Annotated in this window: 26 protein-coding genes; 10 read left to right on the top strand and 16 right to left on the bottom strand. The window is 59.1% G+C overall.

What is annotated here, in order from left to right; all coding sequences use genetic code 11:
* The first annotated feature begins 268 nt into the window (after nt 1–268).
* Together GIW28_RS12795 and GIW28_RS12800 are read left to right on the top strand one after the other, a co-directional pair.
* A complete protein-coding gene (locus GIW28_RS12795; RefSeq protein ID WP_058422214.1) occupies nt 269–604 on the top strand; it encodes a DUF6124 family protein in 336 nt (111 codons plus the stop codon).
* Between the two features lie 71 nt (nt 605–675).
* Nucleotides 676–1,179 carry a signal peptidase II gene (locus GIW28_RS12800; protein ID WP_099547793.1) on the top strand — a complete coding sequence of 168 codons (504 nt, stop codon included), beginning with the start codon at nt 676–678 and terminating at the stop codon, nt 1,177–1,179.
* 41 nt (nt 1,180–1,220) lie between these two features.
* Here the strand turns inward: GIW28_RS12800 and glsB are convergent, their stop codons facing one another.
* The gene (gene glsB / locus GIW28_RS12805; protein WP_017136872.1) at nt 1,221–2,129 is read right to left on the bottom strand and encodes a glutaminase B; all 909 of its coding nucleotides are present in this window, start codon (nt 2,127–2,129) and stop codon (nt 1,221–1,223) included.
* Nucleotides 2,130–2,342: 213 nt separating this feature from the next.
* Nucleotides 2,343–2,753, bottom strand: a complete 411-nt coding sequence (locus GIW28_RS12810; RefSeq protein WP_099547791.1) for a hypothetical protein — start codon at nt 2,751–2,753, stop codon at nt 2,343–2,345.
* A gap of 109 nt (nt 2,754–2,862) precedes the next feature.
* Between GIW28_RS12810 and GIW28_RS12815 the strand changes: the two genes are divergently transcribed.
* Nucleotides 2,863–3,714, top strand: coding sequence for an AraC family transcriptional regulator (locus GIW28_RS12815; protein ID WP_017136874.1), 852 nt, complete (start codon nt 2,863–2,865; stop codon nt 3,712–3,714).
* Here the strand turns inward: GIW28_RS12815 and GIW28_RS12820 are convergent, their stop codons facing one another.
* Both GIW28_RS12820 and GIW28_RS12825 read right to left on the bottom strand, forming a co-directional pair.
* The gene (locus tag GIW28_RS12820; RefSeq protein WP_099547790.1) at nt 3,715–4,344 is read right to left on the bottom strand and encodes a ribonuclease T2 family protein; all 630 of its coding nucleotides are present in this window, start codon (nt 4,342–4,344) and stop codon (nt 3,715–3,717) included.
* A gap of 37 nt (nt 4,345–4,381) precedes the next feature.
* On the bottom strand, nt 4,382–5,362 hold the full coding sequence (locus tag GIW28_RS12825) for a Gfo/Idh/MocA family protein (protein ID WP_169987743.1): 981 nt from the start codon (nt 5,360–5,362) through the stop codon (nt 4,382–4,384).
* 127 nt (nt 5,363–5,489) lie between these two features.
* Between GIW28_RS12825 and GIW28_RS12830 the strand changes: the two genes are divergently transcribed.
* A complete protein-coding gene (locus GIW28_RS12830) occupies nt 5,490–5,852 on the top strand; it encodes an NUDIX hydrolase (RefSeq protein ID WP_017136876.1) in 363 nt (120 codons plus the stop codon).
* Here the strand turns inward: GIW28_RS12830 and GIW28_RS12835 are convergent.
* From GIW28_RS12835 to GIW28_RS12855, 5 genes are all read right to left on the bottom strand, one after another.
* The gene (locus tag GIW28_RS12835) at nt 5,838–6,551 is read right to left on the bottom strand and encodes a transporter substrate-binding domain-containing protein (RefSeq protein WP_017136877.1); all 714 of its coding nucleotides are present in this window, start codon (nt 6,549–6,551) and stop codon (nt 5,838–5,840) included. The two genes, GIW28_RS12830 and GIW28_RS12835, sit on opposite strands and share 15 nt — an antisense overlap.
* A gap of 224 nt (nt 6,552–6,775) precedes the next feature.
* A complete protein-coding gene (locus GIW28_RS12840; protein WP_236459093.1) occupies nt 6,776–7,270 on the bottom strand; it encodes a periplasmic heavy metal sensor in 495 nt (164 codons plus the stop codon).
* On the bottom strand, nt 7,267–7,698 hold the full coding sequence (locus GIW28_RS12845; RefSeq protein WP_099547787.1) for a hypothetical protein: 432 nt from the start codon (nt 7,696–7,698) through the stop codon (nt 7,267–7,269). Before GIW28_RS12845 ends, GIW28_RS12840 begins: the two co-directional genes overlap by 4 nt.
* The gene (locus GIW28_RS12850) at nt 7,695–8,273 is read right to left on the bottom strand and encodes an RNA polymerase sigma factor (RefSeq protein ID WP_017136880.1); all 579 of its coding nucleotides are present in this window, start codon (nt 8,271–8,273) and stop codon (nt 7,695–7,697) included. Before GIW28_RS12850 ends, GIW28_RS12845 begins: the two co-directional genes overlap by 4 nt.
* 33 nt (nt 8,274–8,306) lie before the next feature.
* On the bottom strand, nt 8,307–8,618 hold the full coding sequence (locus tag GIW28_RS12855) for a YXWGXW repeat-containing protein (protein ID WP_017136881.1): 312 nt from the start codon (nt 8,616–8,618) through the stop codon (nt 8,307–8,309).
* A gap of 217 nt (nt 8,619–8,835) precedes the next feature.
* On the opposite strand from GIW28_RS12855, the gene GIW28_RS12860 reads away from it, so the two are divergent.
* A complete protein-coding gene (locus GIW28_RS12860) occupies nt 8,836–8,976 on the top strand; it encodes a hypothetical protein (RefSeq protein WP_017136882.1) in 141 nt (46 codons plus the stop codon).
* Here GIW28_RS12860 and GIW28_RS12865 read toward each other — a convergent pair.
* Nucleotides 8,973–9,221 carry a DUF1652 domain-containing protein gene (locus tag GIW28_RS12865; RefSeq protein WP_017136883.1) on the bottom strand — a complete coding sequence of 83 codons (249 nt, stop codon included), beginning with the start codon at nt 9,219–9,221 and terminating at the stop codon, nt 8,973–8,975. The two genes, GIW28_RS12860 and GIW28_RS12865, sit on opposite strands and share 4 nt — an antisense overlap.
* A gap of 246 nt (nt 9,222–9,467) precedes the next feature.
* Between GIW28_RS12865 and GIW28_RS12870 the strand changes: the two genes are divergently transcribed.
* The gene (locus GIW28_RS12870; protein WP_017136884.1) at nt 9,468–10,412 is read left to right on the top strand and encodes a sensor domain-containing diguanylate cyclase; all 945 of its coding nucleotides are present in this window, start codon (nt 9,468–9,470) and stop codon (nt 10,410–10,412) included.
* A 291-nt stretch (nt 10,413–10,703) separates the two neighbouring features.
* On the opposite strand, the gene GIW28_RS12875 is transcribed toward GIW28_RS12870, so the two are convergent.
* The 6 genes from GIW28_RS12875 to GIW28_RS12900 form a co-directional block, all read right to left on the bottom strand.
* Nucleotides 10,704–10,961 (bottom strand): hypothetical protein, encoded by a 258-nt coding sequence (locus tag GIW28_RS12875; protein ID WP_169987739.1) that lies wholly within the window; start codon nt 10,959–10,961, stop codon nt 10,704–10,706.
* A 3-nt stretch (nt 10,962–10,964) separates the two neighbouring features.
* Nucleotides 10,965–11,411 carry a GNAT family N-acetyltransferase gene (locus tag GIW28_RS12880; RefSeq protein ID WP_236447075.1) on the bottom strand — a complete coding sequence of 149 codons (447 nt, stop codon included), beginning with the start codon at nt 11,409–11,411 and terminating at the stop codon, nt 10,965–10,967.
* An 83-nt stretch (nt 11,412–11,494) separates the two neighbouring features.
* The gene (locus GIW28_RS12885; protein WP_099547784.1) at nt 11,495–12,403 is read right to left on the bottom strand and encodes a helix-turn-helix transcriptional regulator; all 909 of its coding nucleotides are present in this window, start codon (nt 12,401–12,403) and stop codon (nt 11,495–11,497) included.
* 36 nt (nt 12,404–12,439) lie between these two features.
* Nucleotides 12,440–13,135: a fumarylacetoacetate hydrolase family protein gene (locus GIW28_RS12890; protein ID WP_236447074.1), complete on the bottom strand. Its 696-nt coding sequence runs from the start codon at nt 13,133–13,135 to the stop codon at nt 12,440–12,442.
* Nucleotides 13,136–13,242: 107 nt separating this feature from the next.
* Nucleotides 13,243–13,572: a hypothetical protein gene (locus GIW28_RS12895; RefSeq protein ID WP_138815846.1), complete on the bottom strand. Its 330-nt coding sequence runs from the start codon at nt 13,570–13,572 to the stop codon at nt 13,243–13,245.
* Nucleotides 13,573–13,880: 308 nt separating this feature from the next.
* Nucleotides 13,881–16,373, bottom strand: a complete 2,493-nt coding sequence (locus tag GIW28_RS12900) for a TonB-dependent siderophore receptor (RefSeq protein WP_169987735.1) — start codon at nt 16,371–16,373, stop codon at nt 13,881–13,883.
* Nucleotides 16,374–16,629: 256 nt separating this feature from the next.
* Here GIW28_RS12900 and GIW28_RS12905 point away from each other — a divergent pair, with 256 nt between their 5' ends.
* Genes GIW28_RS12905 through GIW28_RS12920 form a run of 4 tightly spaced genes read left to right on the top strand, consistent with a single transcriptional unit; the run spans nt 16,630 to nt 22,479 of the window.
* On the top strand, nt 16,630–21,375 hold the full coding sequence (locus GIW28_RS12905) for an RHS repeat-associated core domain-containing protein (protein WP_236490395.1): 4,746 nt from the start codon (nt 16,630–16,632) through the stop codon (nt 21,373–21,375).
* 2 nt (nt 21,376–21,377) lie between these two features.
* Nucleotides 21,378–21,758 (top strand): hypothetical protein, encoded by a 381-nt coding sequence (locus tag GIW28_RS12910; RefSeq protein WP_017137776.1) that lies wholly within the window; start codon nt 21,378–21,380, stop codon nt 21,756–21,758.
* A 26-nt stretch (nt 21,759–21,784) separates the two neighbouring features.
* Complete coding sequence (locus GIW28_RS12915) at nt 21,785–22,069, top strand: hypothetical protein (RefSeq protein WP_017137775.1); 285 nt, start codon at nt 21,785–21,787, stop codon at nt 22,067–22,069.
* Nucleotides 22,063–22,479, top strand: a complete 417-nt coding sequence (locus tag GIW28_RS12920; protein WP_236448234.1) for a hypothetical protein — start codon at nt 22,063–22,065, stop codon at nt 22,477–22,479. Before GIW28_RS12915 ends, GIW28_RS12920 begins: the two co-directional genes overlap by 7 nt.
* Nucleotides 22,480–22,598: the final 119 nt, after the last annotated feature.

A 22,598-nucleotide genomic window follows, 5' to 3' on the forward strand; every position in this document is an offset into this window, starting at 1 on the left:
CGGTCGGAAGTGGGCTGACTAATCTCTGTGCCGTCGCTGCCAATTCAGCGGCCGGATTTGACCGTCCGACTTTAAAGAGCAACTGCACCCACACCGATCCTGGGCGTTTTTTTTACGCCTGATGTATCGTGTCGCGGCAGCTGTACGCGGGATACCTTCGGGTATGCCGGATTTGCTTCTTTAGCCGGTCGGTTAACCCGCGTATAGCTGCCACCCTAATTCGTTTGACCGCGAATCGTGGCAGCTCCATTTATAAAGGAGCTTCACCATGATCAAAGACAGCCCAAACCCCCCAGGCCCACAAGACTACGACACCAGCACCCTGCACGAAGTGGCCTACCGTGCGATCGCCCACTACCTCAACCCCGGCAAACCCATTCCCGAACCCAGTGAAGGCATCTTCACCGTGCGCGCCGACTTGGGCACCGAAACCCTGCTGGTCAACGCTTCCCAGGACTTGGCGTCCATCAGCGATATCGCCAACCACCTGGCGTTTGAAATCGACGGCTCCCAACGCAATGTCGCGCTGGGCATCTGCCGCATGCTCGAAGGTGTGCAACTGCTGGTGGACAAAGCCCTGAACGTGGCCCACCCAGCCGCCTGAAGATGGACGAGATAGAGCGCCTGAGCTATCTTCGGGCGCTCTATCGACAGACCGGAACAGGAAGTTACCGCTTGAGTACCTCGCCCCTTCTACGAAGCCGCACCTTCGCCCTCCTCGCCGGCCTTGCTTTTGTTGCCGTGGACCAGTTGGTCAAACTGCTGGCCCTGGTTTCGCTGCAAGCCAGCAGCTTCAAAATTGGCTCCAGCCCTCTCAACCTTGCGCTGGAACTGAGCCTCAACCCAGGCGCCTTCCTCAGCCTGGGCGCCGCATTGCCGCCGCAGGTCAAACAGCTGATCTTTATCGTTGGCGTAGCCGTCGTGGTGACGTGGGCCATGTGGTGGTCGCTTTCCAACTGGAGCCAGCCGCTGCGTAAAGTCTTGCCGCTTTACGCGATTGCCTTGGGCGGTATCGCCAACTTGATCGACCGTGTGTTTCGCGACGGGCATGTCGTGGATTACATGGTGCTGAACGTGGGGCCAACACATACCGGCGTGTTCAATATTGCTGATATCGCAATTACAGCCGGGGCATTGTTTTTGATGCTTGATCTGTTCGTGAAACCTCACAGGTCCTGATCAGCAAGGGGATTCATGCATCAGCGTGAATCCCCAGGCACTCAAAACACCGACCACCCAATCCGCTCGCTCAGCAACTCCAACGCCTTCATCCCCGCCAGCGAGTTCCCCGCCGCATTCAATTCAGGCGACCACACGCACACCGTAAACTGCCCCGGCACCACGGCGACAATTCCGCCGCCGACGCCACTCTTGCCCGGCAAACCCACACGGTAGGCAAAGTTGCCCGCCTCGTCATACAGCCCGCTGGTGGCCATGATCGAGTTGACCTGCTTGGTCTGGCGCGCGGTCAAAATCTGCTCGCCACTGTGGGCACTTACGCCCTCGTTGGCCAGGAAGCTGAATGCCCGGGCCAAATCCAGGCAGCTCATTTGCAGCGCGCAGTAGTTGAAGTAACTGTGCAGCACCGCGTCGACGTCGTTGTGGAAGTTGCCGAAGGACTTCATCAAATAGGCCATTGCCGCGTTGCGCGCGCCGTGCTGGGCCTCGGAGTCGGCGACGACGCTGTTGACCAGGATTTGCGGGTTACCCGACAGGCGCCGCACAAAGTCACGCATCGACAAAATCGGCACGGCGAAGCGTGACTGGTTGATGTCGCAGATCACCAGGGCGCCGGCATTGATGAAGGGATTGCGCGGGCGGCCGCGTTCGAACTCCAGCTGCACCATGGAATTGAACGGTTGCCCCGAAGGCTCGTGGCCCAGGCGCTCCCAGATGGTTTCGCCGCCATGGTCGATGGCCTGCACCAGGCTGAACACCTTGGAGATGCTCTGTACCGAGAACAGCGTGTCGGCATCGCCTGCGCAATAGGCCGAGCCATCGTTGCCGTACACGGCGATGCCAAGCTGATTGGCGGGTACATCGGCGAGTGCGGGAATGTAGTCGGCGACTTTGCCCTGGCCGATCAGGGGGCGAACTTCGCTCAGGATCGATTCCAGCAGTGCCTGCATGTCTTGTCCGGTCATTCTTATTGAATCAGTGATAAGCGGGGCGCGGAGGATACTTTAATGCGTCCGCGAGGACACCCCCTTGATCGTTCCTACGCGCTGCGTGGGAATGCCGCCTCGGACGCTCCGCGTCCCGCACCTGAAGTCGTGACGCGGAGCGTCACAGGATGCATGCCCACGCGGAACATGGGAACGATAGCGCAACGATCGGGCACATCAAAAATGCGCCACATCCGACACCTGCTCATCGAGTACATCCCGCGCCAGCGCCCAGGCGCGCTCCCTGGATTCCACCACCAGCAGCGGGTAGCCCCAGGCCTTGCCGAACATCAGCGCAAATGGCTTGAGGGCCAGGCGTTGCGCGGCGCTGGGTTCCACCTGGATCATGCCTTTGACGTAAGTGCGCAACGCCTGTTTGTTTTTTTTCATCCAGATCGAGGCGTGTTTGCGCTCCTCGTGAGAGTGCTCGTGGTTGTTTTCGTCGACGGCTTTTTCGTGCAGCAGCACAAACGCTTGCTGGCGAGCCAGCAGGCTTTCGAACACCGCAAAAGCATCCTCCGGGCCGCCTTCGTTAGGCGCGTCAAACACGATTTTCACCACGGGAAAGGTTGAACTGTCGAGTCGCATGGCAAAGCTCCTAAATGAGAGTGGCTCTCACTATAGAGATCTTGCGACTGGACGGCATTGCACAGAATAGCCAGAATATTTCGCAGTTCGGCCAAATAGCGAATCCGCCATGCAACGCCACCGCCTTGAAGAACGCGACCTGTCCAGGTCCAGGGACGCCGACCTGATCCCGCGCGCAGTGGTCGCCGTGGGCGCCACCAGCACGTCCGAGCGTTGGGAACATACGCCGCACTCGCACCGCAAAGGCCAGTTGATGTACACCCTGCGCGGGGTGATTCATTGCCAGATCGAGGCCGGCATCTGGATCGTGCCGCCCCAGTGCGCACTCTGGATTCCCGGCGGCCTGGCCCATGCCGCGCGGGGTGCCGGGGAGGCTGAGGTGTATTGCCTGCTGATCGACCCGGACGCCGCCGGCGCTCTGCCCACCCAAGGCTGCACGTTAGCCGTGTCCGGGCTGTTGCATGAGTTGATCAGCAAGGCGGTGAGTTTTCCGCACTTGTACGAGGAAAACGGTGCGCAGGGACGCTTGATCAACACACTGTTGGACGAACTGGCCCAAGCCCCCATTGAAGACTTGCACCTGCCCATGCCCCAGGACCTGCGACTGCGGCGCCTTGCCGACAGTTTGCTGGCAGACCCCAGCGACAAGTCCACGCTCGAACAATGGGCACAGCGCATCGGCATGAGCGAGCGCAGCATGACGCGCCTGCTGCTGGAGGAGCTGGGTTTGAGTTTCGGCCGCTGGCGCCGGCAGTTACATGTGATTCTGTCACTGCAACGCCTGGCCAAGGGTGAAAGCGTGCAACGGGTAGCGCTGGACCTGGGTTACGAGAACGCCAGCGGCTTTATCACCATGTTCCGTAAAGCCGTGGGCCAGCCGCCGGCGCGTTACCTGGCGGATCGCGCCGGCGCGTCGAGTGCAACGGCGGTTGGCGCCATCGCCTTGCACCCCGACAGTTGATCAACGCTGAACCGGAATGCGGATATCACCGCCCCTGCATTGGCTCTTAACACTGCGGGGGCAGCCGGCAAAACGCAGCTCTTTGCTCAGGCACACGCGTACTTCAGACAGCACCTTGCCTTTGCAAATGACCGCCATGCCATGGTTGCCCATGGCCGGGTTGCTCTGGCGGAACAGGCTCTCGATCGCTTGTGCATCCATGTAATTGGGCACATTGAACGGCTGCAACTGCTGCGGAATCTGCACGTTGGCCAAGGCCGTATCGGTGGCCTCCAGGTAACGCGAAGCGTCCAGCCCGCTGCAGGTGCCGTGTTTGGCCCACTCGTGCTTGAGCAACGCCTGCGTGGGGAAGATCAGCGCACCTTTGGCCAGGTCCGCCGCCGACAACCGCGATTGCGTATCGCACGACGCGGGCCAGCCGCCCTTGGCGTACTGCGGCCAAAGCCCGTGCAACACAAACCCGTAGCCTTTGCCCGTGCATTGCTCGTTGCCAGGGTGCGTCAGGCAGAACGTCGGCGACCATGACAGCGACAACACATAAAAATCAAACTCCCCAGGCGTCCCTTGGCTACGTGGGGCCGCCAGCACATTGGTGGCCAGTAACAGCCACAACAGCATCCAATATTTCATTTGCCTATTCCTGAGAGAAAAAACAGGTATATCCCGATTAACCCGGCAAATTAGGGTTACGGAGTAACACCTTATCGAGGATCCGGTCGGTCTTCAGCGCCTCGATCGCCAGTGACGGATGTTCGGCTTCGCCACAAATATGCGCATTCATGGCCAGTACGTGATGCCACTGGATATGTGCATGGCAGGGTATTTCCAGCACCTCATTCACCTCACCTTCCAGGCGTAACGGCTGGTCTTCAAACACGGCAAAGGTGATGCGGCCGCGGCTGCCGATCAGCTCCACGCGGTCTTCGCGCCGGTCTGCGACAAAGTTCCAGCAACCCATGCCCAGCGCGCCATTCGCGAAAGTCCAGCAAGCCGTTACCGCATCTTCAGCCACATAATTGCCGGCCTGGCGCGCGGTAAACCCGGTGACCTCGACGATATCGCCGGCCAGGTACTGGAACAAATCAAACCCATGGCTCGCCAGGTCGGCAAAGTAGCCGCCGCCGGCAATAGTCGGGTCGGTGCGCCAGTTGGCAGCGCTGGCATCGGCGGCGGCCGGTGGCTTGCACAGGCTCCAGGTCACGTGGCGCAACTCGCCAATGCGCCCTGCCTGCAGCCAGTCGCGTACTTGTTGAAAGCGCGGCAACGAACGGCGGTAGTAAGAGACAAACAAGTGCAGCCCGGCCCGCTCGAAGGTGCGCTGCATCAAGGCGCTCTGCTCGGCATTCAACGACATGGGCTTTTCGACGCAGCAATGCTTGCCGGCTGCCGCCACCATCAGGCTGTATTCGAGGTGGCTGTCGGGCGGTGTGGCGATGTACACCGCGTCCACTTCGGGGTCGTCGATCAAGGCCTGGGCGTCGGTATAGAAACGGGCAATGCCGTGGCGTGCCGCATAATCACGCACGGCTTCTTCACGGCGCCCCATCACGGCCACCAGCGCCGAACCTGGCGCTTTGTAGAAGGCGGGTCCACTCTTGAGTTCAGTGACGCTGCCACAGCCAATCATGCCCCAACGTACGGTATTCATCAGTTGTCCTCGTCCGTTTTCATCAAGGGGGCAGTATCCACATCACCGCTGGTGCATGCCAGCCTGAATCAGCATGACAATTGCATTACACTTTCATGACAGCCATTGGGCCAGGCAGGTGTAGACATTGAAAATCCGTGCAACCGTAATTTGTGAACACCAGGGGCATATCCTCTTCGTGCGCAAGGCCCGCTCGAAATGGGCCTTGCCGGGCGGCAAGGTCGAGCGTGACGAGCGCCCGGTCGGCGCCGCCGCACGCGAGCTGGAAGAAGAAACCGGGTTGAATGTGGATGGTTTGTTGTACTTGCAGGAGCTGAAGGCCCGCGACACCGTGCACCACGTGTTCGAGGCCTCGGTGGTGAACATCAGCGAGGCGCGCCCTTGCAACGAGATCATTGACTGCCGGTGGCACGCTTACGGCGCCATGGACGAACTGGACACCACCGACGCCACCCGCCACATCGTCAAGTCGTTCCTACGACGCCTGTAAGTCCGCACTCTGCCCACTGTCCAGCAAACCGCGCTTGACTCCACCCTTGGCTTTCTGCCGTTCGACAAAGGATTTGACGAACGCAGCAGCGGCTGCATGCGCCACTGGAACGGCCATGGCCTGGTGAATGGTCATGAAGTTATCGTCAAGCAGGCGCCAGTGCGCAGACACACGGGTTTGCAGAAAATCCCGCACCCCCGCCGCCGCATCCAGGCCTTGCTCGATAAACCAGTCCACCGCCGCCGCAGAAGTGGGCGCACGCACCAGTTCGGCGTGCTGCACGGTTCGGCTCAGGTACAGGTCGTAGGCCGCGCCCTGTCCCACGGCGATACGCTTGCCCGGCGCATCCAGTTGCGCCACCTGGGTCAGCGCCGAATCAGCCGCCACCAGGTACGTGCCCTTGATCGCCACATACGGTGCGCTGAAGGCGATTTGCTGCTCACGCACCGGCTCGATCGCTAGGAACGCCACGCGCCACACGTCTTCGGCCAAGGCGGCAAAGACCTTGCCGGCGGCGTCAAAGGTGATCAGCTCCAGGCTGGCGCCCAGCTCCTCGGCCAGCGCGCGTGCGAGTGCCACCGACACACCCTGCGGCTCGCCGTCGGCGCCGCGCTGCGCCAGCACCGGGTTACCAAGGTTAATAGCGGCGCGCAGTACGCCATCCGGGGCCAACTGTTGCAGTACTTGCGGGTCAATCATCGAGCGCTCCTTGACGGGTCCGTTGCACAGTCTAACGGATCACAAACGGCAACACGCCGCCGTGCTCAAGGTACCCAAGCGCTTGCAGCGAGTCGAGACGCAAGGCCAACACGCTCGTGGCAATACTCCGTCGGCGCGCTCGATACGCAGGCAGCGATGCGGCGACCCGACAAGCCAGCTCCCACACTTGGATCGCATTGCATCAGCTGGATGTGAGCAACCGCTCAGGAACGCGGTCTAGTCCCCGCCACCTGCGGCAGTTTCTCGCGGTTTTTGGCCTGCCCACGCTGGTACAGCGCCTCGACCAGTTTTTGCCGTTCATCCTGGGGCAAATTGCTCGCAAACTGCGCCAGCGTCGCGTCCACCAATGCCCGGAGCGCCGCATCTGCCTCGCGGGCCTTGGCCAGTTCAGTGACCAGCGCATCGCGATCCAGCGTCGGCGCTTCGAGCTGCTTGATCACCCCCAGGCGTGCTTCGCGACCGGCCATGATCAGCGGCTGGCTGTCGGCGCGGTTGTGGCGCAACAACTGGCGCAATTCCTTGCGCCGCTCCATCGGCAACTTGATCATCGCCTGGCGCAGACCGTTCTGGTTGACCACCGCTTCTGCGGGCTTGGCGGTAGCCATCCAGTGATAGAGGCCGCCGCCCACGCCACCGATCAAAAACACATTGAGTAATACCGAGAAAACCAGCCAGGGTTTAAGGGAAGTTGGGGTCATTGCTCGGTTTCCTCGGCGTTGACGGTGAAGACGACATCGGCGTCGCCCTGATCGAAGACGCTGGGCAGCACGTCGGATGACAGCATCGGCAACGGCACACTCAGTGACGCCACCAGTACCCCGGCGGCGATGCCGGCAATGCCCACGCCCACCAACCCGGCAGGCGACAGCCAGTTGGCATAGCGTGCCCAGAACGACGGCCGTCGCGGTGCAGACTCGCGAATCTGTCGTGCAAGCGCCGGTTCGTTGAACACCAACTGATGGCTGTCCAACTGGGCGTCGAGCCAACCGACCTCGCGCAACGCCTCGCGCGCGCGTGGGTTGCCGCTGTCGAGCAGTGCCTGGGCGGCGGCTTGTTCGGCGCTGGGCCAGCGATGCAGGCTGGCGCCGTAGGCGTCAGCCAAGTGCGCAAAGCGTTCAGGTGTCATGGTTTTCCCCTTCCTGGGCGGGCGAGCCCGGGTGTGTCGGCAAGTTGGCTGCGCAACTGGCGTCGGGCCCGCGACAGCAGGCTCTCCAGTGCCTCGACGCTGATGTTCATCAGGGCCGCGGCGTCGATGTTCGACAGCTCCTGGTAGTACTGCAGCACAATGGCTTCACGCTGGCGCTCGGGCAAGGCCGCCAGGGCGGCGGCCATCCTTGCACTGCGGTCCGCCGTTTCCAACTGTTCATCTGGCGAGGGTGCGCTGTCTGCCAGTTCCAGCGCTTCATCCTCGTTCAACGGGCGTTCCTTGCGCCGGCGCAAGCGGTCATGGCACAGGTTGAGCGCCACGCGGTGCAGCCAAGTGTCAAAACGCGCTTCGCCGGGGCGCCAGTTGGCCGCCTGGCGCCAGATGCGCAGGAAGCTTTCCTGGGCCACGTCCTTGGCTTCGTCGGCATCCCCCAGCAGCCGCCCGGCAAGCGCAAGCAGGCGCGGCAGCTTGCGCGTCACCATTTCGTTGACGGCCGCAGGTTCGTTGTTGCCGATACGTGCCAGTAGCTCAACGTCCGGATCAGTGTCTTTCAATCAGGTAATACTCGGTCCGGGGGCTAAGAGGTTTCAGCGAATCCAGTGCCCTTTGCGCCAGTACCAGTTGGGGCCACGGGATTCCCAGTGCCCAGGCTCCCAGCGTGCGTTACGCACTACTTCCTGCCAGTGGCCCGGCACCCAGGCATACGCGCCACGTTCCCATTGCCAGTGGCCACGGTCCCAGACAAAGCCCGGGCGCTCAGCCGGGATCACTTCAACGCGTTCGGCCGGTGGGGCCTGGCGAATGATCACTTCGGTCTGGGCAAAGGTCGGGGTGCTGACAAGCGCGGCGAAGGCCAGCGGGACCAACAAGGCATAGCGCAATTTGGCCAGAGGGTTCATGGCAACTCCTTCATACGGCGGACGAAAATGTTCGCATCTGATGGGTTGAACGCTGGGCACAGGAAAATCCGTCGCGAGAACGGTGAATTGTTTCTCGACGATGGGAGTATTGCTCAAGGGAAGAAAACGCTGGATGAAATGTTTGAAAGCATCGCGACGGATTTGTGCAGGTGGTGGCGTTCAACAGGTAACGCAAAACACACAATGAGGAAATATCATGCCCCGTCGACTCTCTATGCTGGTTGCCGCCCTGTTGATCGTCAGCCTCAGCGGCTGCGTAATCCTGCCGGAACATCGGCATTGCTGCTGGCGCTACTATGGCGCTGACACCGCCCCCACCAGCAGCGTCAACAGTTAACCGACTGCCGCAAAACCACGCCGCCCGGCCTTGATCTCGGTGCGCAGTTCGCCAATAAGGTTTGAGATGGAACGGATGCTGTCCAGGCCTTGGGGCGAGACCCGGGTCAACAGCAGATCGACGCGACCCGACGCTGGCTCGAACACCCTGATGCGCAGCGAGCCGTCGCTGTTGAGGCTGCAATCACAGGCCAGCGGCAGGAAGCCCGCGGCCATGATCTTATTGAGTTCGTCGAGCGCAATCATGCTGAGCCCCCATCCCTGGGTTCGACCCTGTGGGTGTGATGCAACCAGCATAGATAAGGTTTTGCCTGCTACTGAACAATTAATTCAAAAGTGATAGCTGTGCCACATTTCGCCCTGTAAACGCTGGTGCACTGGCGCCAGAAACCCAACACACGACCTCTCGTCTGCTGCTTTGGCAAGGGCTTGACTCACAACCTGTATCAAAAGACGCTCTTGGCTTTTCGCCATCACCCTGAGCCGCCCGCCATGAGCATCGTTCCCCCGAGCCAGCCCGACAGCGACGTGTACAAAACCCTGCTGGAGTCGACCAAGGCCATCCCTTGGCGCATCGACTGGCAGAGCATGACCTTCAGCTACATCGGCCCGCAGATCGAAACGCTGCTGGGCTGGAGCCCGCAAAGCTGGGTGAGCGTGGATGATTGGGTCGAACGCATGCACCCGGACGACCGTGAATACGTGGTGAACTTTTGCGTGTCGCAATCGCGTGCCGGCGTGGACCACGAAGCCGACTACCGCGCACTGACGGCCAACGGCGAGTATGTGTGGATCCGCGATGTGGTGCATGTGGTGCGCAAGGACGGCGAAGTCGAAGCCTTGATCGGCTTTATGTTCGATATCAGCGAGCGCAAGAAGACCGAAGAGCACTTGATCCGCCTGCAAAAACAACTGGAGGAATACTCCTTCCAGGACGGCCTCACCGGCATCGCCAACCGCCGCATGTTCGACACCGTGCTCGAACGCGAATGGGCCAGTGCCCTGCGCAGCCAATTGCCGCTGTCGTTGATTATTCTGGATATAGACTTTTTCAAGCAGTACAACGACCACTACGGCCATATCAAGGGCGATGAAGCCTTGCGCCAGGTGGCCCGCACTTTGTCGCAGGCGGCCAACCGGCCACGGGATTTTATTGCGCGTATCGGCGGCGAGGAATTTGTGTGGTTGCTGCCCGAAACCGACGCAGCCTCAGCCAGGCAAGTGGCGCAGCGCTGCCTGCACTTGATTTGCCAGCAGCAGATCGAACACGCCGTTTCGCCGGTTTCCAAGTTGCTGAGCCTGAGCCTGGGGGTGGGCACGCATACCGTGACGCCCAACAGCGACCTGCTGGCGTTCGTCGAGTCGGTCGACAAGTTGCTGTATCAGGCCAAACGCAATGGACGCATGCGTGCAGAGTTCGCTGATAGTGAAGTGTGATGCCGAGGTCAAACTCCAGGCAAAAAAAATCCCAAGTAGCTGATGGAAACTTGGGATTTAAAAATGCATAAACCGTGGGAGGTGAACGCCCGGCTATAGTAACGATTGTCAAAACCTGCAACAAGATTATTTTATTCCTTTCGTCGGATTAAAAGCCGCGTAAGTCATTCAATAACCACATGATTTTTAAGGTAGCCAAGTCAACAAGTGCCACTTTTTGGTGCAATAAACCGATATAGCCCTTATCACTTCGTGGCTATATATCCATTGTTCAAATAGGGTTATTGCTTATCACGGCGCGGCACTCTCGCTGTAACGCTTTCTGAGTTGCTTACAGGCCTCAAGCGATTCCAGGCTGGTAGTCGAAGTGGCACGGGCCACACTTTCAAGATGTTGGCACAGCGCCAAGCGTTCGGCGGCCTCTTCCCGTTCCAGGTCAACCTGAGCATTGAAGCGCATAAACAAGATGCCGAGCAGCACCGCGACGCACGCAACCCCGATCGTCGCATAGCGAAGGCCGTTGGTGGACGGGGGTTCTGCCGGGTTCATGATTTAAGATGCCCTGCTCTTTTCATACCGCACATCATCGCCCTCGACCCGGCCCACCTGCGTCCAGCCCAGCCGTTGGTAAAACCCGTTGGCGCGGATTTCACCGCGCCCGTCGGTGATCAGGTACAGCGTCGGGTGGTGCTCAAACAGTGCGGCTTCAGCCACCGCCATCAGTTGACGGCCCAAACCCCGGCCTTCGTAGGCGGGCAATACGAACATCGCAAATACCTCGCCGCTGTCAAAGTTGACCATTGAAAAAGCCGCCGGCTGGCCCTCCACTTCTGCCAGCCACACGCACGGCGCTTCACGGATGCTGTCCGCCAGCACCTGTGGCGTAATGCCCAGATCCGCCATCTGCTCACGGCTCAAGTGGTTCTGCACCACGGCCGTGCGAATGGCGAACAACGTGTCGATATCCGCCAGCGTCGCCAGCCGGATAGGGTTTTGCATAGATGCCTCCTCCGTGGATGCACGCAATTGTATGTAAATAGAAACACACAGATTGTCGTGGATTTGTAAGAGAAGGCGCTCGACTACAGGGGTTTTGCCTGTTGTTGACGCCGAAACTGCCCTGGCGCCAGGCCATGGGCCTTGCGAAAGCAGCGGGAAAAGTACGCCTCGTCGGTAAACCCGCAACGTAGGGCAACTGTACCTATCAATTGCGCAGTGTTGAGCAATAAGGTGCGCGCCAATTGCATTCGGCGGTCGAGCACCCACTGAGAAAAGGGTTTGCCGGTTTCTTTGCGCAGCAAATGGGTGAGGTAGTTGGGTGACAGGAACGCAGCGGCCGCAGCGTCAGTAAGATTGAGGCCCGGCTCGTGCAGATGCTCGCGGATATAGCCGTGCACCCGTGCCAAGGCGTCTTTGCGTCCGCGTCGGGTGGTGTTATTGGCGGCAAACGCCTGCAAGGGTTCGGCGTACTGCTGGCAAACCAGGCCGATCAGTTGGAACAAGTAGCCCTTCAAGCGCTCACGCGCGCCGAAAGTGCGCTGGGCGTCCAGGGTGCGCATATGGCCGAGCCAGATGTGCACTTGTTCAAAGTCGGCGTCATCAAGAATGAAGTCCAGGTGCTCCTGAAAACGGAACGGTGACAGCTCCGGCGCCTGGCTGATGGGGATGTCTTCCAGGTCCAGCGGGTCGCAGGTCAACTGCGGCAGGAAGAACGCCTGGCTGAAGTTGATCAGCATGAACTCGCCGTCTTGCGGGTGGGGAATCACATGCAGGCGATGGGGCAGGATAAACGCCATGGCTTTGTGCGGGAACGGACGCACCGCGCCGCCGATATGTTGCACAGTGTCGCCGCCCAGGTTGATCTGGATCTGGAAGTATTCATGCCGATGCGGGCTGGTCAGCGCCGCCCGCCCGCGCTTGTCGCGGATATAGAAGTCGGGGCGGTCGCTGCGTTGTTCCATGCCATAGGTGGTGACGCGGGTGCCTGGCATAACAGTCTCTCGAATGGCCTGGGCACCACTTTAGCCTCAACCCTGGCTGAGGGTGAAACTCAACTCGCCGATGCCCTCGATGCCAGCGGTAACCGCATCCCCACGCTGCAACGCGCCGACGCCTGCCGGGGTGCCGGTAAAGATCAGGTCACCGGCCTTGAGTGCTACGGATTTTGAGGCGTAGCTGATGATTTCACTCACCGACCAGATCAGGTCAGCCAAGTCGCCGACCTGGCGCTGCTGACCATTGACCTTGAGCCAGATCTTGCCGCTGGCAGGGTGCCCGATAACGCTCGCAGGTTGCAAGGCGGTGCTGGGCGCCGATTCATCGAACGACTTGCCCCAATCCCACGGACGCGCGAGCTTTTTCGCCTCGGCCTGCAGGTCGCGACGGGTCAAGTCGATACCGACGCCATATCCCCATACGTGAGACAAAGCGGCTTCAGGGCTGATATCCACCCCACCCTTGCCGATGGCCACCACCAGCTCCACCTCATGGTGCAGGTCGGCGGTCAGTGGCGGATAAGCGATCACGCCTTCGGCCGGCACCACCGCGTCCGCCGGTTTCATGAAGAAAAATGGCGGTTCGCGATCCGGGTCATGCCCCATTTCACGGGCGTGTTCACTGTAGTTGCGGCCCACGCAGAACACGCGGCGCAGCGGGAAACTTGCATCGCTGCCCTGTACGGCCAGGGATGGGGTTGGCGCGGGGGGGAGTACGTAATCAGTCATGGCCTGTGCCTCTTGGTTTACCTGGCGCCAGTATGGCCAGCAGCGCCGAGGCAAAGTTGGACAGGCTTACGCAGATTTTGCACTGACCGGTGCAAAACAGTCCTGGATCATTTACGCGCCACTTTGTAGCGCAGGCAGTCCTGGTAAAAACTCTGGCGGATGACTTCGGGCTTGAGCCGTGAGCGGCTGTCGTAGGTCTGCTCGGTGATGCCCATGGCCATCATGCGCATCCACGATTTGCTGAACTTGATGGTCTGGATCTTCTGCCGCGCGGCATACAGCGACACACCCGACAGCTTGAGTTCCTGTGCCCTGGCGGCGGTGCCTGCGCCCCAACTGCACATGTACTTGTCACCCTCGCGCAACTCTCGGGCCTGCACGCTCGCCGCGCCGCCAGCCAGGGAACAGGCGATCAGCATCATTCCAACAGTGCGCATTTGCATCCCCATCTAACCACCTGAAAATAAAAGTGATTTTGGCGGGGATTTTGTTACAAAGGGGCCATTAAATTGCCTTCCTGGGTAAACATTTACCTAATAAATGTTGGCAAACCCTGTGGCGAGCGACTGTGGCGAGCGAGCTTGCTCGCGCTGGGGCGCGCAGCGGCCCCTTGACCGGATGACCGTGTACTTCAGGTGTACCCAAGTGTCAGGTTTTGGGGCTGCTGCGCAGCCCAGCGCGAGCAAGCTCGCTCGCCACAACAGCTCGCTCGCCACAAAAAACGGATCACCCTAAAGGGTGCCGATTACCACTGGTAAGTGGCACTCGCCTGCACGGTGCGCTGCGAGCCATACCAGCACCACGAATAGGAGTAGCACGAGGCCACGTATTCTTTGTTTGCCAGGTTGGTCGCGTTCAGCGCCAGGCGCAGGTTGTCTTTGGGGTTGGCGATATTCGGGATGTCGTAGTGCAGCGCCGCATCCATCAAGGTGTAGCCCGGTACCTTCAGGGTGTTGGCGGTATCGCCCCAGGACGAGCCCACATACCGCGCGCCGGCCCCCACGCCGAAGCCCTTGAGCAGGCCGTCGTGGAAGGTGTAGTCGGCCCACGCCGAGGCCGTATGGCGTGGCACGCCGTAGGTGGTGGTGCCCTCAACGGCAATCGCCGGCCCAGTGCCGACATCGCTGATCGGCGCGTAGCGAACGGTACTGTTGGATTTGCTCGCGCGGTTGTCCAGATAGGCGTAAGCCGCGGTAATGTTCAGGTTGTCGTTGAGGCTGGCCTTGCCTTCCAGTTCAAAGCCACGGGACTGTTGCTCGCCGTCCTGGATCTGGCAGCGGCCACTGCCGCACAGGTGCGTCGGGTCCGGATCCATGGTCGGCACGTTGGATTGGCGCAAGTCGAAAATCGCCGCCGTAATGAAGCTGTTGCTGCCTGGCGGCTGGTACTTGATGCCGATTTCATACTGTTTGCCTTCGGTCGGCTTGAACACCGAACCGCCGTAACCCGTGCCCGATTGCGGGTTGAACGACTCCGCGTAGCTCGCGTACGGCGCCAGGCCGTTATCGAACAGGTAAACCAGGCCGACCCGTCCGGTAAACGCCTTGCTGTCCAGCGACGACTTGCTCTTGGTGCCGGAGCTGATGGTTTTGGTGGTGCTGTCGGTGCTGGCCCAGTCATAGCGACCACCCAGCAACAACACCCATTGGTCCCACTTCATTTGCTCTTGCAGATAAACACCGGTCTGCTCGCTGCGCGAGGTCGCGTCGGTGATGAACGCGGGTGTGGTGACCGGCGCGCCGTAGACCGGATCGAAGATATCCAGGTTCGGGCCACTGCCATAACCGGTCTTGGTGTCGGTGCGGGTGTTCTGGTAATCGAGCCCCATCAACAGCGTGTGCTGCAACGAACCAGTGTCGAATTTGGCCTGCACCTGGTTATCGATAGTGTAAGCATCCATGTCCACATCGGCGGCGATGGTGGAGCGTTTGGAGGTGCGGTAATCGCCCATCAGGTTGCTGTTGTAAATGCTACGGTAGACGCCTTCGGCGCGCAGGTAACGGGCGTTCTGGCGCACCGTCCAAACATCGTTAAAGTGGTGTTCGAAGGCGTAACCGATGGAGTAATGCTCGCGGTCGCTTTTCTCGAAGCTCTTTTCACCGTCATAGAAGTCCACATCGATCTTGCGTCCGGTAGGGCTGCGCAGCACCGAGCCCCAGGCTGGCACCGACCCGTAGGACGCGCCCTTCGGGTCTTTCTGAAAATGCCCAAGCAAGGTCAGCGAGGTAGCATCGTCCGGGCGCCAGGTGAAGGCACTGGACAGCGACTGGCGGCGGGTTTCGGTGTGGTCGACCTGGCCATCTGCGTCATCGAACAACCCCGCCACGCGATAGGCATACACACCCTGATCATCAATCGGGCCGCTTAAATCAAAGGTAGTGCGCTTCTTGTTGAAGGTGCCGTATTCCACGCCGACTTCATGAAACGGCGTGTCCAGCGGGCGTTTGGTGACCATGTTGATCACCCCGCTTGGCGTGCCCTGCCCGTACAGCACCGAGGCCGGCCCGCGCAGCACTTCGACGCGCTCCAGGTCGAAGGCGTCTTTTTGCGGCAAGGCATCTCGGCTCGATGGCATACGCAGGCCGTCGAGGTAGGTTGCCGGGGCGAAGCCACGGATAGTCAGTTGGTCGAGGCGCGAAGCCGTGGCCCCACGGGTCTCCGGCACCACGGCGGCGCTGTAGCGCAGGATCTGGTTGAGGCTTTCGGCGTTTTGCGCACGCATCTGGTCCTTGGTGACCACCGAAATCGACTGCGGCGTCTCGATCAGCGCGGTATCGGTCTTGGTGCCCGACAGGCTGCGGGTGGCGACATAACCCGCCACCGGCCCAGTGGGGCTTTCGCTCTGGTAGGCGCCGCTGATGGTGGTGGCCTGCAACTGCATGGCGCCGCCATCGTTCGGGAGTGCTTCGAGGCGATAGCGGTCGGCGGAGATCTTGATGGCCTGCAAGCCACTGCCGGCGAGCAATTGCGCCAATGCCACGTCGGTGTCGTATTGCCCGCTCACACCGTTGCTGTGCTTGCCGCGCGTCAAGCCTGCATCAAACGCCAGTACCAGCCCGGCCTGCTCGGCGAGACGATTGAGGGATTGGCTCAAATCACCCGCGGGAACCGAAAAACGGCGCAACGCGCTGCCGGTTTCTTCGGCAAACAATGGCTGGACGACGAACAACGGCACAGCGGCAAAAGCCATCGCCACCGACAGGGCCAGTGGGTGCAAGGGACGAGCAAGGCGCGACATGGGAAATCCTGCGTAATGGAGGTTCTATTAACCATGACGGCCATGTCGCCAAATCGGGCAAGGATGAGAGTAATTTTTATTTGCATGACTTTATTGCAATGAGCCGGGTCGCTTTTTTGCGTAGTCCTTCGGGATAGTTTTTCGCGGTTTTTACCCGTCCTGCGTCATCCCATTCTGATTTTTCCAACCATTCGCCCAGCGGCTTTTTCCTGCAGCAGACTCCGACGCCTTGCCATTTTTTGCCGAGACGTCACGGATGACCAACGCCGCCCACATCGCCTTTATCGAACATGAGCTCAACGGCTTTCATCGGAGCCTGGCGGAGTATCGCCAGCAGATGGACGCCTGGTATGCGCGGGCGTTGGATACGCTCAGCCATGCTGCCGACATGCCGTCGCTGTTGGGGATGGACCGTGTGCTGCGGGTTGGCGATGCGCAACAGTCCGTGAGTATTACTGACATGGGATTTTCCACCGTGGCCCTGTGCCCGGCGGGCGGCGAGCTTAAAATCCAGAGCTTGTTCGAATCAGTGTATGACGTGCCGATCGGCGATATCCCGGTGGAGGTTGTCGGGCTGGATGACGGCAGTTCCACGCTTGTCATGCTCGATGAACATGGCAAGGGTTCGCATTTTTGCGCCGCTGGCGGGCGCTATCAGGTGCGGGTGCAGGGCGGCGTTTCTGCGCAGCAAGTGGACGCGCTGTTTGCCTCTTACGCAGGGCTGACGGCCGACCTGGAGCACTGGCTGCGCGAGCAGTGGAAAGATTTCAAACCGTACTGGCAACAATCGACCGCCAGCGCGATTGGCAGCGGCGTGCTGGCGGGCAGTTGGGCGGCAATCCGCGATGTATGGGGCAGCATCAAGCTGGTTCAGGCGATTCTTGAAGACCCGCTGAAATTCACTGAGCAACTCGGCGCCGAGGCCGCCAGGTTGGCGCAGTTGGCCACCGATGCGCCCAAGGTCCTGGAACAGGCCATGTTATTGGCCAGCGACGAGGCCGCGCTGTACCTGATGCTGCGCACCGCGATGCTCTGGCTGGACGCACTGCCACCCGGCGAGATAGCCGAGACGGCGGCGGGCTTTGTAGTGTCGCTGCTGATTGATCTGGTGATCGGCGCAGTACTGACCATCGCGTTGCCGGCGGCGGGCGTGGCTTATCTCGGCTTGCGGCTGGCCAAGTACGGCGCGCGGGTGCTGGATGCCGCTGTGGGTTTTGTCAGGAGCCTGCTCGGGATGCTGACCAAATTCATGCAGGCGGTGGACCGTTACAAGGCGGTGGCGGTTCGCGGAGTGGTTGGCGGGTTGAAGCAAGGCACGCTGCAGATGCGCTGGCGGGCGCGGCAAAACGCGGTGGTTAAGCAAAAAGAACACGTTGATGACGTGCCTGCTTCGGGCAAGAACCTTAATGGCGATGCGGCGGCTCCGGCCGACAGAACCGTTACCAACGGCTGCCCGGTGTCGATGGTCACCGGCGAGGAACTGCTGACCCTCACCGATGGCACGTTGGATGGGGTCTTGCCGTTTGAGTGGACACGGCTGTATCGCACCAGTGCGGTGGAAGTGGATGGCGGGTTGGGGTTTGGCTGGAGCCATTCGCTGGCGCAGCGGCTTTGTGTTTCCGGTGATTCGGTGGTGTGGACGGATCATGAGAATCGTCGTACCGAGTTTGTGCTGCCCTCCGCGGCTCGACCGGCGATTACCAATAGCTTGGCTGAAGCGGCGATCTATTTGGGTGACCTGCCCGATGAACTGGTGCTGGCCCAGGCGTCGCGTTTTTATCACTTTCGCGACGGTACGCTGACCGCGATCAGCGATGCGTATGACAACCGACTGCGAGTTTTCCGCGATCGTTTGGGGCGGGTTGAACGGCTGGATAATGGTGTAGGTCGCTCGCTGTTTCTGCGTTATGAATTTGGCCGCATTGTGGCGGTGGACTATCAGATTCATCGGGCCAAAGGGCATGAGCCGTTTGAGTGGGTGACCGAGCAGAGCATTGTTTCCTACGCCTATGACGACCTTGGCCGACTGGTTTCTGCGACCAATGCTGTGGGTGAAAGCGAGGTTTATCGCTACGACGAGCAGCACGTCATTCTTGAACGTGGGTTGGCCGGTGGCGCGAGCTTTTTTTGGGAGTGGGAACGGGCTGGCAAGGCCGCTCGGTGTGTACGGCATTGGGCCAGCTTTTCGCAGATGGATACGCGGTATGCCTGGGGCGATGACGGCCGTGTCACGGTGCATAACGCTGATGGCAGCCGGGAAGTTTACGTCCACGATGACCGCGCACGTCTGGTGCAGTGCATTGATCCGGACGGCGCTGAACACTTCAAGTCCTATGACGACAAAGGCCGGCTGACCGTAGAGCAGGACCCGCTTGGGGCGGTGACGGCGTATCAGTACGACGAAGCCGGACGCTTGGTGGCGTTGTTTCCGGGGGACGATGAGCCGACGTCCTACGAGCATGACAACGGGTTCGTGCGCGTTGTGCGCCGTGGTGAGGCAGTTTGGAAATACGAGCGCAATGATCAGGGCGACGTCACGCGCAAGACGGATCCTGACGGCAATATCACGGACTACAGCTACAACAAATATGGGCAGCTGACGGGGGTTTGGTTTCCCGACAACAGTTGCCATCGGCTGGTCTGGAATGAGCGGGGGCAGTTGCTTGAGGAGCTGCTGCCTAATGGGGGTATCAAGCGTTATCGCTATGACGACCTCGGACGACAGGTTGCCCGCGAGGATGAACAGGGCGCGCTGACTCAGTATCAGTGGGACAGCGTGGGTCGGTTGATTCGTGTCGTATTGCCAGGCGGCGCAACGCGCGAATACAGCTACAACGCCTACGGAAAAATCACCGCCGAACACGACGAACTTACCCACGTCACACGCTACGAATACGCCGACGGCCTGCACCTGATCAGCCGCCGTATCAACGCCGATGGCACCCACGTCAAGTACCGCTACGACAATGCGCGCCTGCTGCTGACCTCGATCGAAAACGAGGTGGGCGAAACCTACCGACTCGCTTACCACCCCAACGGCCTGATCCAGCAGGAAATCGGCTTTGACGGCCAGCGCACGGCTTACGTGTATGACCTCAACGGCAATCTGGCGGAAAAAACCGAACACGGCGACGACGGCAGTCAGCTCGTTACCCGTTACAAGCGAGACCACGCCGGGCGCCTCGTAAGAAAAACCCTGCCAGACGGCAATGTTGTCGACTATGCCTACGACCGCCAAGGCAACCTCCTCAGCGTCGACGACGGCCACTGGGCGCTGGCCTACGAGTACGATCCACAAAACCGCCTCACCGCCGAACACCAGGGCTGGGGCACCTTGCGTTACGGCTATGATGCCTGCGGCCAACTTAAAAACCTGCGCCTCCCGGACAATAACCGGCTGGTGTTCAACCACGACAAAGGCGGCCACCTTTCCACCGTCGAACTGAACGGCAAAACCCTCACCTCGCACCTGTTCAAAACCGGCCGCGAACACCAACGCCAACAAGGCCAACTCCTCAGCCACTACCACTACGACGACCAAAACCGCCTGCACGCCCACGCGGTCAGCCAACAGCAACACACGCTATACCAACGCCAATACGACTACGACAAAACCGGCAACCTCACCCGCCTGCTAGATACCCGCAAAGGCGAACACCACTACCACTACGACCCCCTCGCCCGCCTGACCCGCGCCGACCACTCGCAAGACGTGCAGGAACGCTTCGGCCACGACCCGGCCGGCAACCTGCTGATGCAAGACCGCCCCGGCCCGGACATCGTGGCGGGGAACCGGTTGATGATTCAGGGCGATCATCACTACGACTACGACGCCTTCGGCAATCTGATCCGACAGCGACGTGGCAAGGGTCATCAGCTCGTCACCGAGTACCGTTACGACTGCCAGCATCGGTTGATAGGGATCACACAGCCCAACGGGCAAACCGCCAGCTATCGCTATGACCCGTTTGGACGGCGGATCAGCAAAACGGTGGACGGAAAAACCACGGAGTTTTTCTGGCAAGGCGACAAGCTGGTAGCTGAACACCACGCGGACTGCCATCGCAGCTATATCTACGAGCCAGATAGTTTTCGCCCGTTGGTACTGCTGGAAGGCTTTGGCCCACAAGAAACAAAGCCCTTTCACTACCAACTCGACCACCTCGGCACGCCGCAGGAACTGACAAACCCCGAAGGCGAAATCGTCTGGTCCGCGCACTACCGCGCCTACGGGGAAATCGCCCGCCTCGACGTCGGAAAAATCGATAACCCGCTGCGCTTCCAGGGCCAATATTTCGATGCGGAAAGCGGGCTGCACTACAACCGCCATCGCTACTACAATCCAGATATTGGTCGCTACCTGACGCCGGATCCGGTGAAGCTGGCGGGTGGGATTAATGCGTACCGGTACGTGCCTAACCCTACCGGGTGGGTAGATCCGTTAGGCTTGAATACTTGTCCTGGGGCTGATGGGTGCAAGCCAAACAATTCTGCTCAGAATCCTATAGCAGGGGTTGAACACGGAGAACCCGCTTTACCTCAACTGGGACGCGCACAGCGACAAGCACGCATTAATGAGCTTGGAGAGGCCAACGCTCACCGGCGCTTATCAGAACTGGAAAGGTCAATCCCAGGGGCGCACTTCTTGGAAAAACACGGTGCTCAAACGTCCCTGGAATCTCAACTTGAGCGAGTGATTACAGCTAGAAACCCTACCACTGGGGAAATTGAAACGTTTACCAGAGGAAGGAACGCAGGACAACCTAGACCTCCAAGCGCAGCTACACATTTTCTGAGCCATAGAGATCAATTAAACGCAATCGATCGTGCAATACTAATTTTCAAACTCAACGGCAGAGCAGACATACAGGCTCCAATGGACATGGGAAAGATTATAGGCGAGGGTTATAAAAGAGATAGTCTAGAATACGGAAAACAGAGGAAAGCCATAGTGTATTTCAATAGTGATGGAAAACCGATCACTGCATTCACGGAGTTCTAAGAATGAAACGACAACCAAAGCTCACAATACTACGCGGCCTGTTATTCACTTACTGCATAGAAAACACCACAGATGTAGAAAGAGAAGGAATCATAGTATCGAAAGACGTTAACAATCCTAAAGAGCTCGCGGAGCTTTTCGATGCATTGACCAAAGCAGAATATTTCTCCTACAGAGAAGATGAGCAACAATGGTATATAGATACACTTGAACATTTTTTATCTACAGATGAAGATTTCGAATCTGTTTTTTACTTATTTGACACCTACTTCGAAGATGAAATACTTGACAAAAGAGCTTTTATGACCGTGCTGCTCGAACGCCTTAAAAGCTACATGAGCGAAGCGCTCTCAGCTAAACCGATACAAGACGGCACCCACTAAACCCAACCCAAAGGCAAAACCAACCTATGCAACTAAGTACTAAATTCAAAAGCCACAAAATGCAACTTGCAGCACTGAATGAAGTCACCACAAGAACAGCCCGCAAACTGGAGCCTTTCACTGGAGAGGATTACTACGGAAACCCCATCGTCCGCATAGAACTGCAAGGCTGTGGAGAAGGCTACATTCCTAACCCAGAGGATCTGACCAACCCAGTATATGATGATGACATGAATACCATCGTTGCAAAATTCGACCGTGAAACCAAAAAACTCTACACCGTATTCCCCGTGAGTGACGACCAATGCTAAAACACCCTTTTCTAAATAAGCCCTACCAGCCAAAATTTCGACACTTCCTTTCCCCCTTCGACATCTATGATCGTGAAGAAACACTGGGCGAAATATTTTCAACCTACAACATCAATCATAAACGCGACAGAGAAAAACTAATCAAAAAGTACATTATAGACAAAAGTACAGACTTAAATTATCGGCATCGAAAACTCCTGGTCGACACTTTAGGCGATGCTCTTGAAGACGAAACTTATGATTTTTCGCAAGCTTTGAGCCAGGCTCCTGGTTTTTACTGTTCTCTACCTTGGGGATGGAGCGATATGGAGGATCCAAGAGGTTTCTTCGAGGACATCTACAGGATGACGAATGAGTGGTGGAAAGACGACCTCCAAAAAGCCAGCCTTGAAGACCCATCAACATGGTGAAAACACCACCTACACCACTGAAACACCCCACCACTGTGGCGAGCAGGCTTGCCACAACAGCCCACTTGCCCCCCCCACCAAAGCGGAAAAACGCTATACGCCACGAAAACACCGTAACC

The organism is Pseudomonas sp. PA-5-4B (genome assembly GCF_021606215.1).
In the GTDB taxonomy this organism is placed as follows: Bacteria; Pseudomonadota; Gammaproteobacteria; order Pseudomonadales; family Pseudomonadaceae; genus Aquipseudomonas; species Aquipseudomonas edaphica.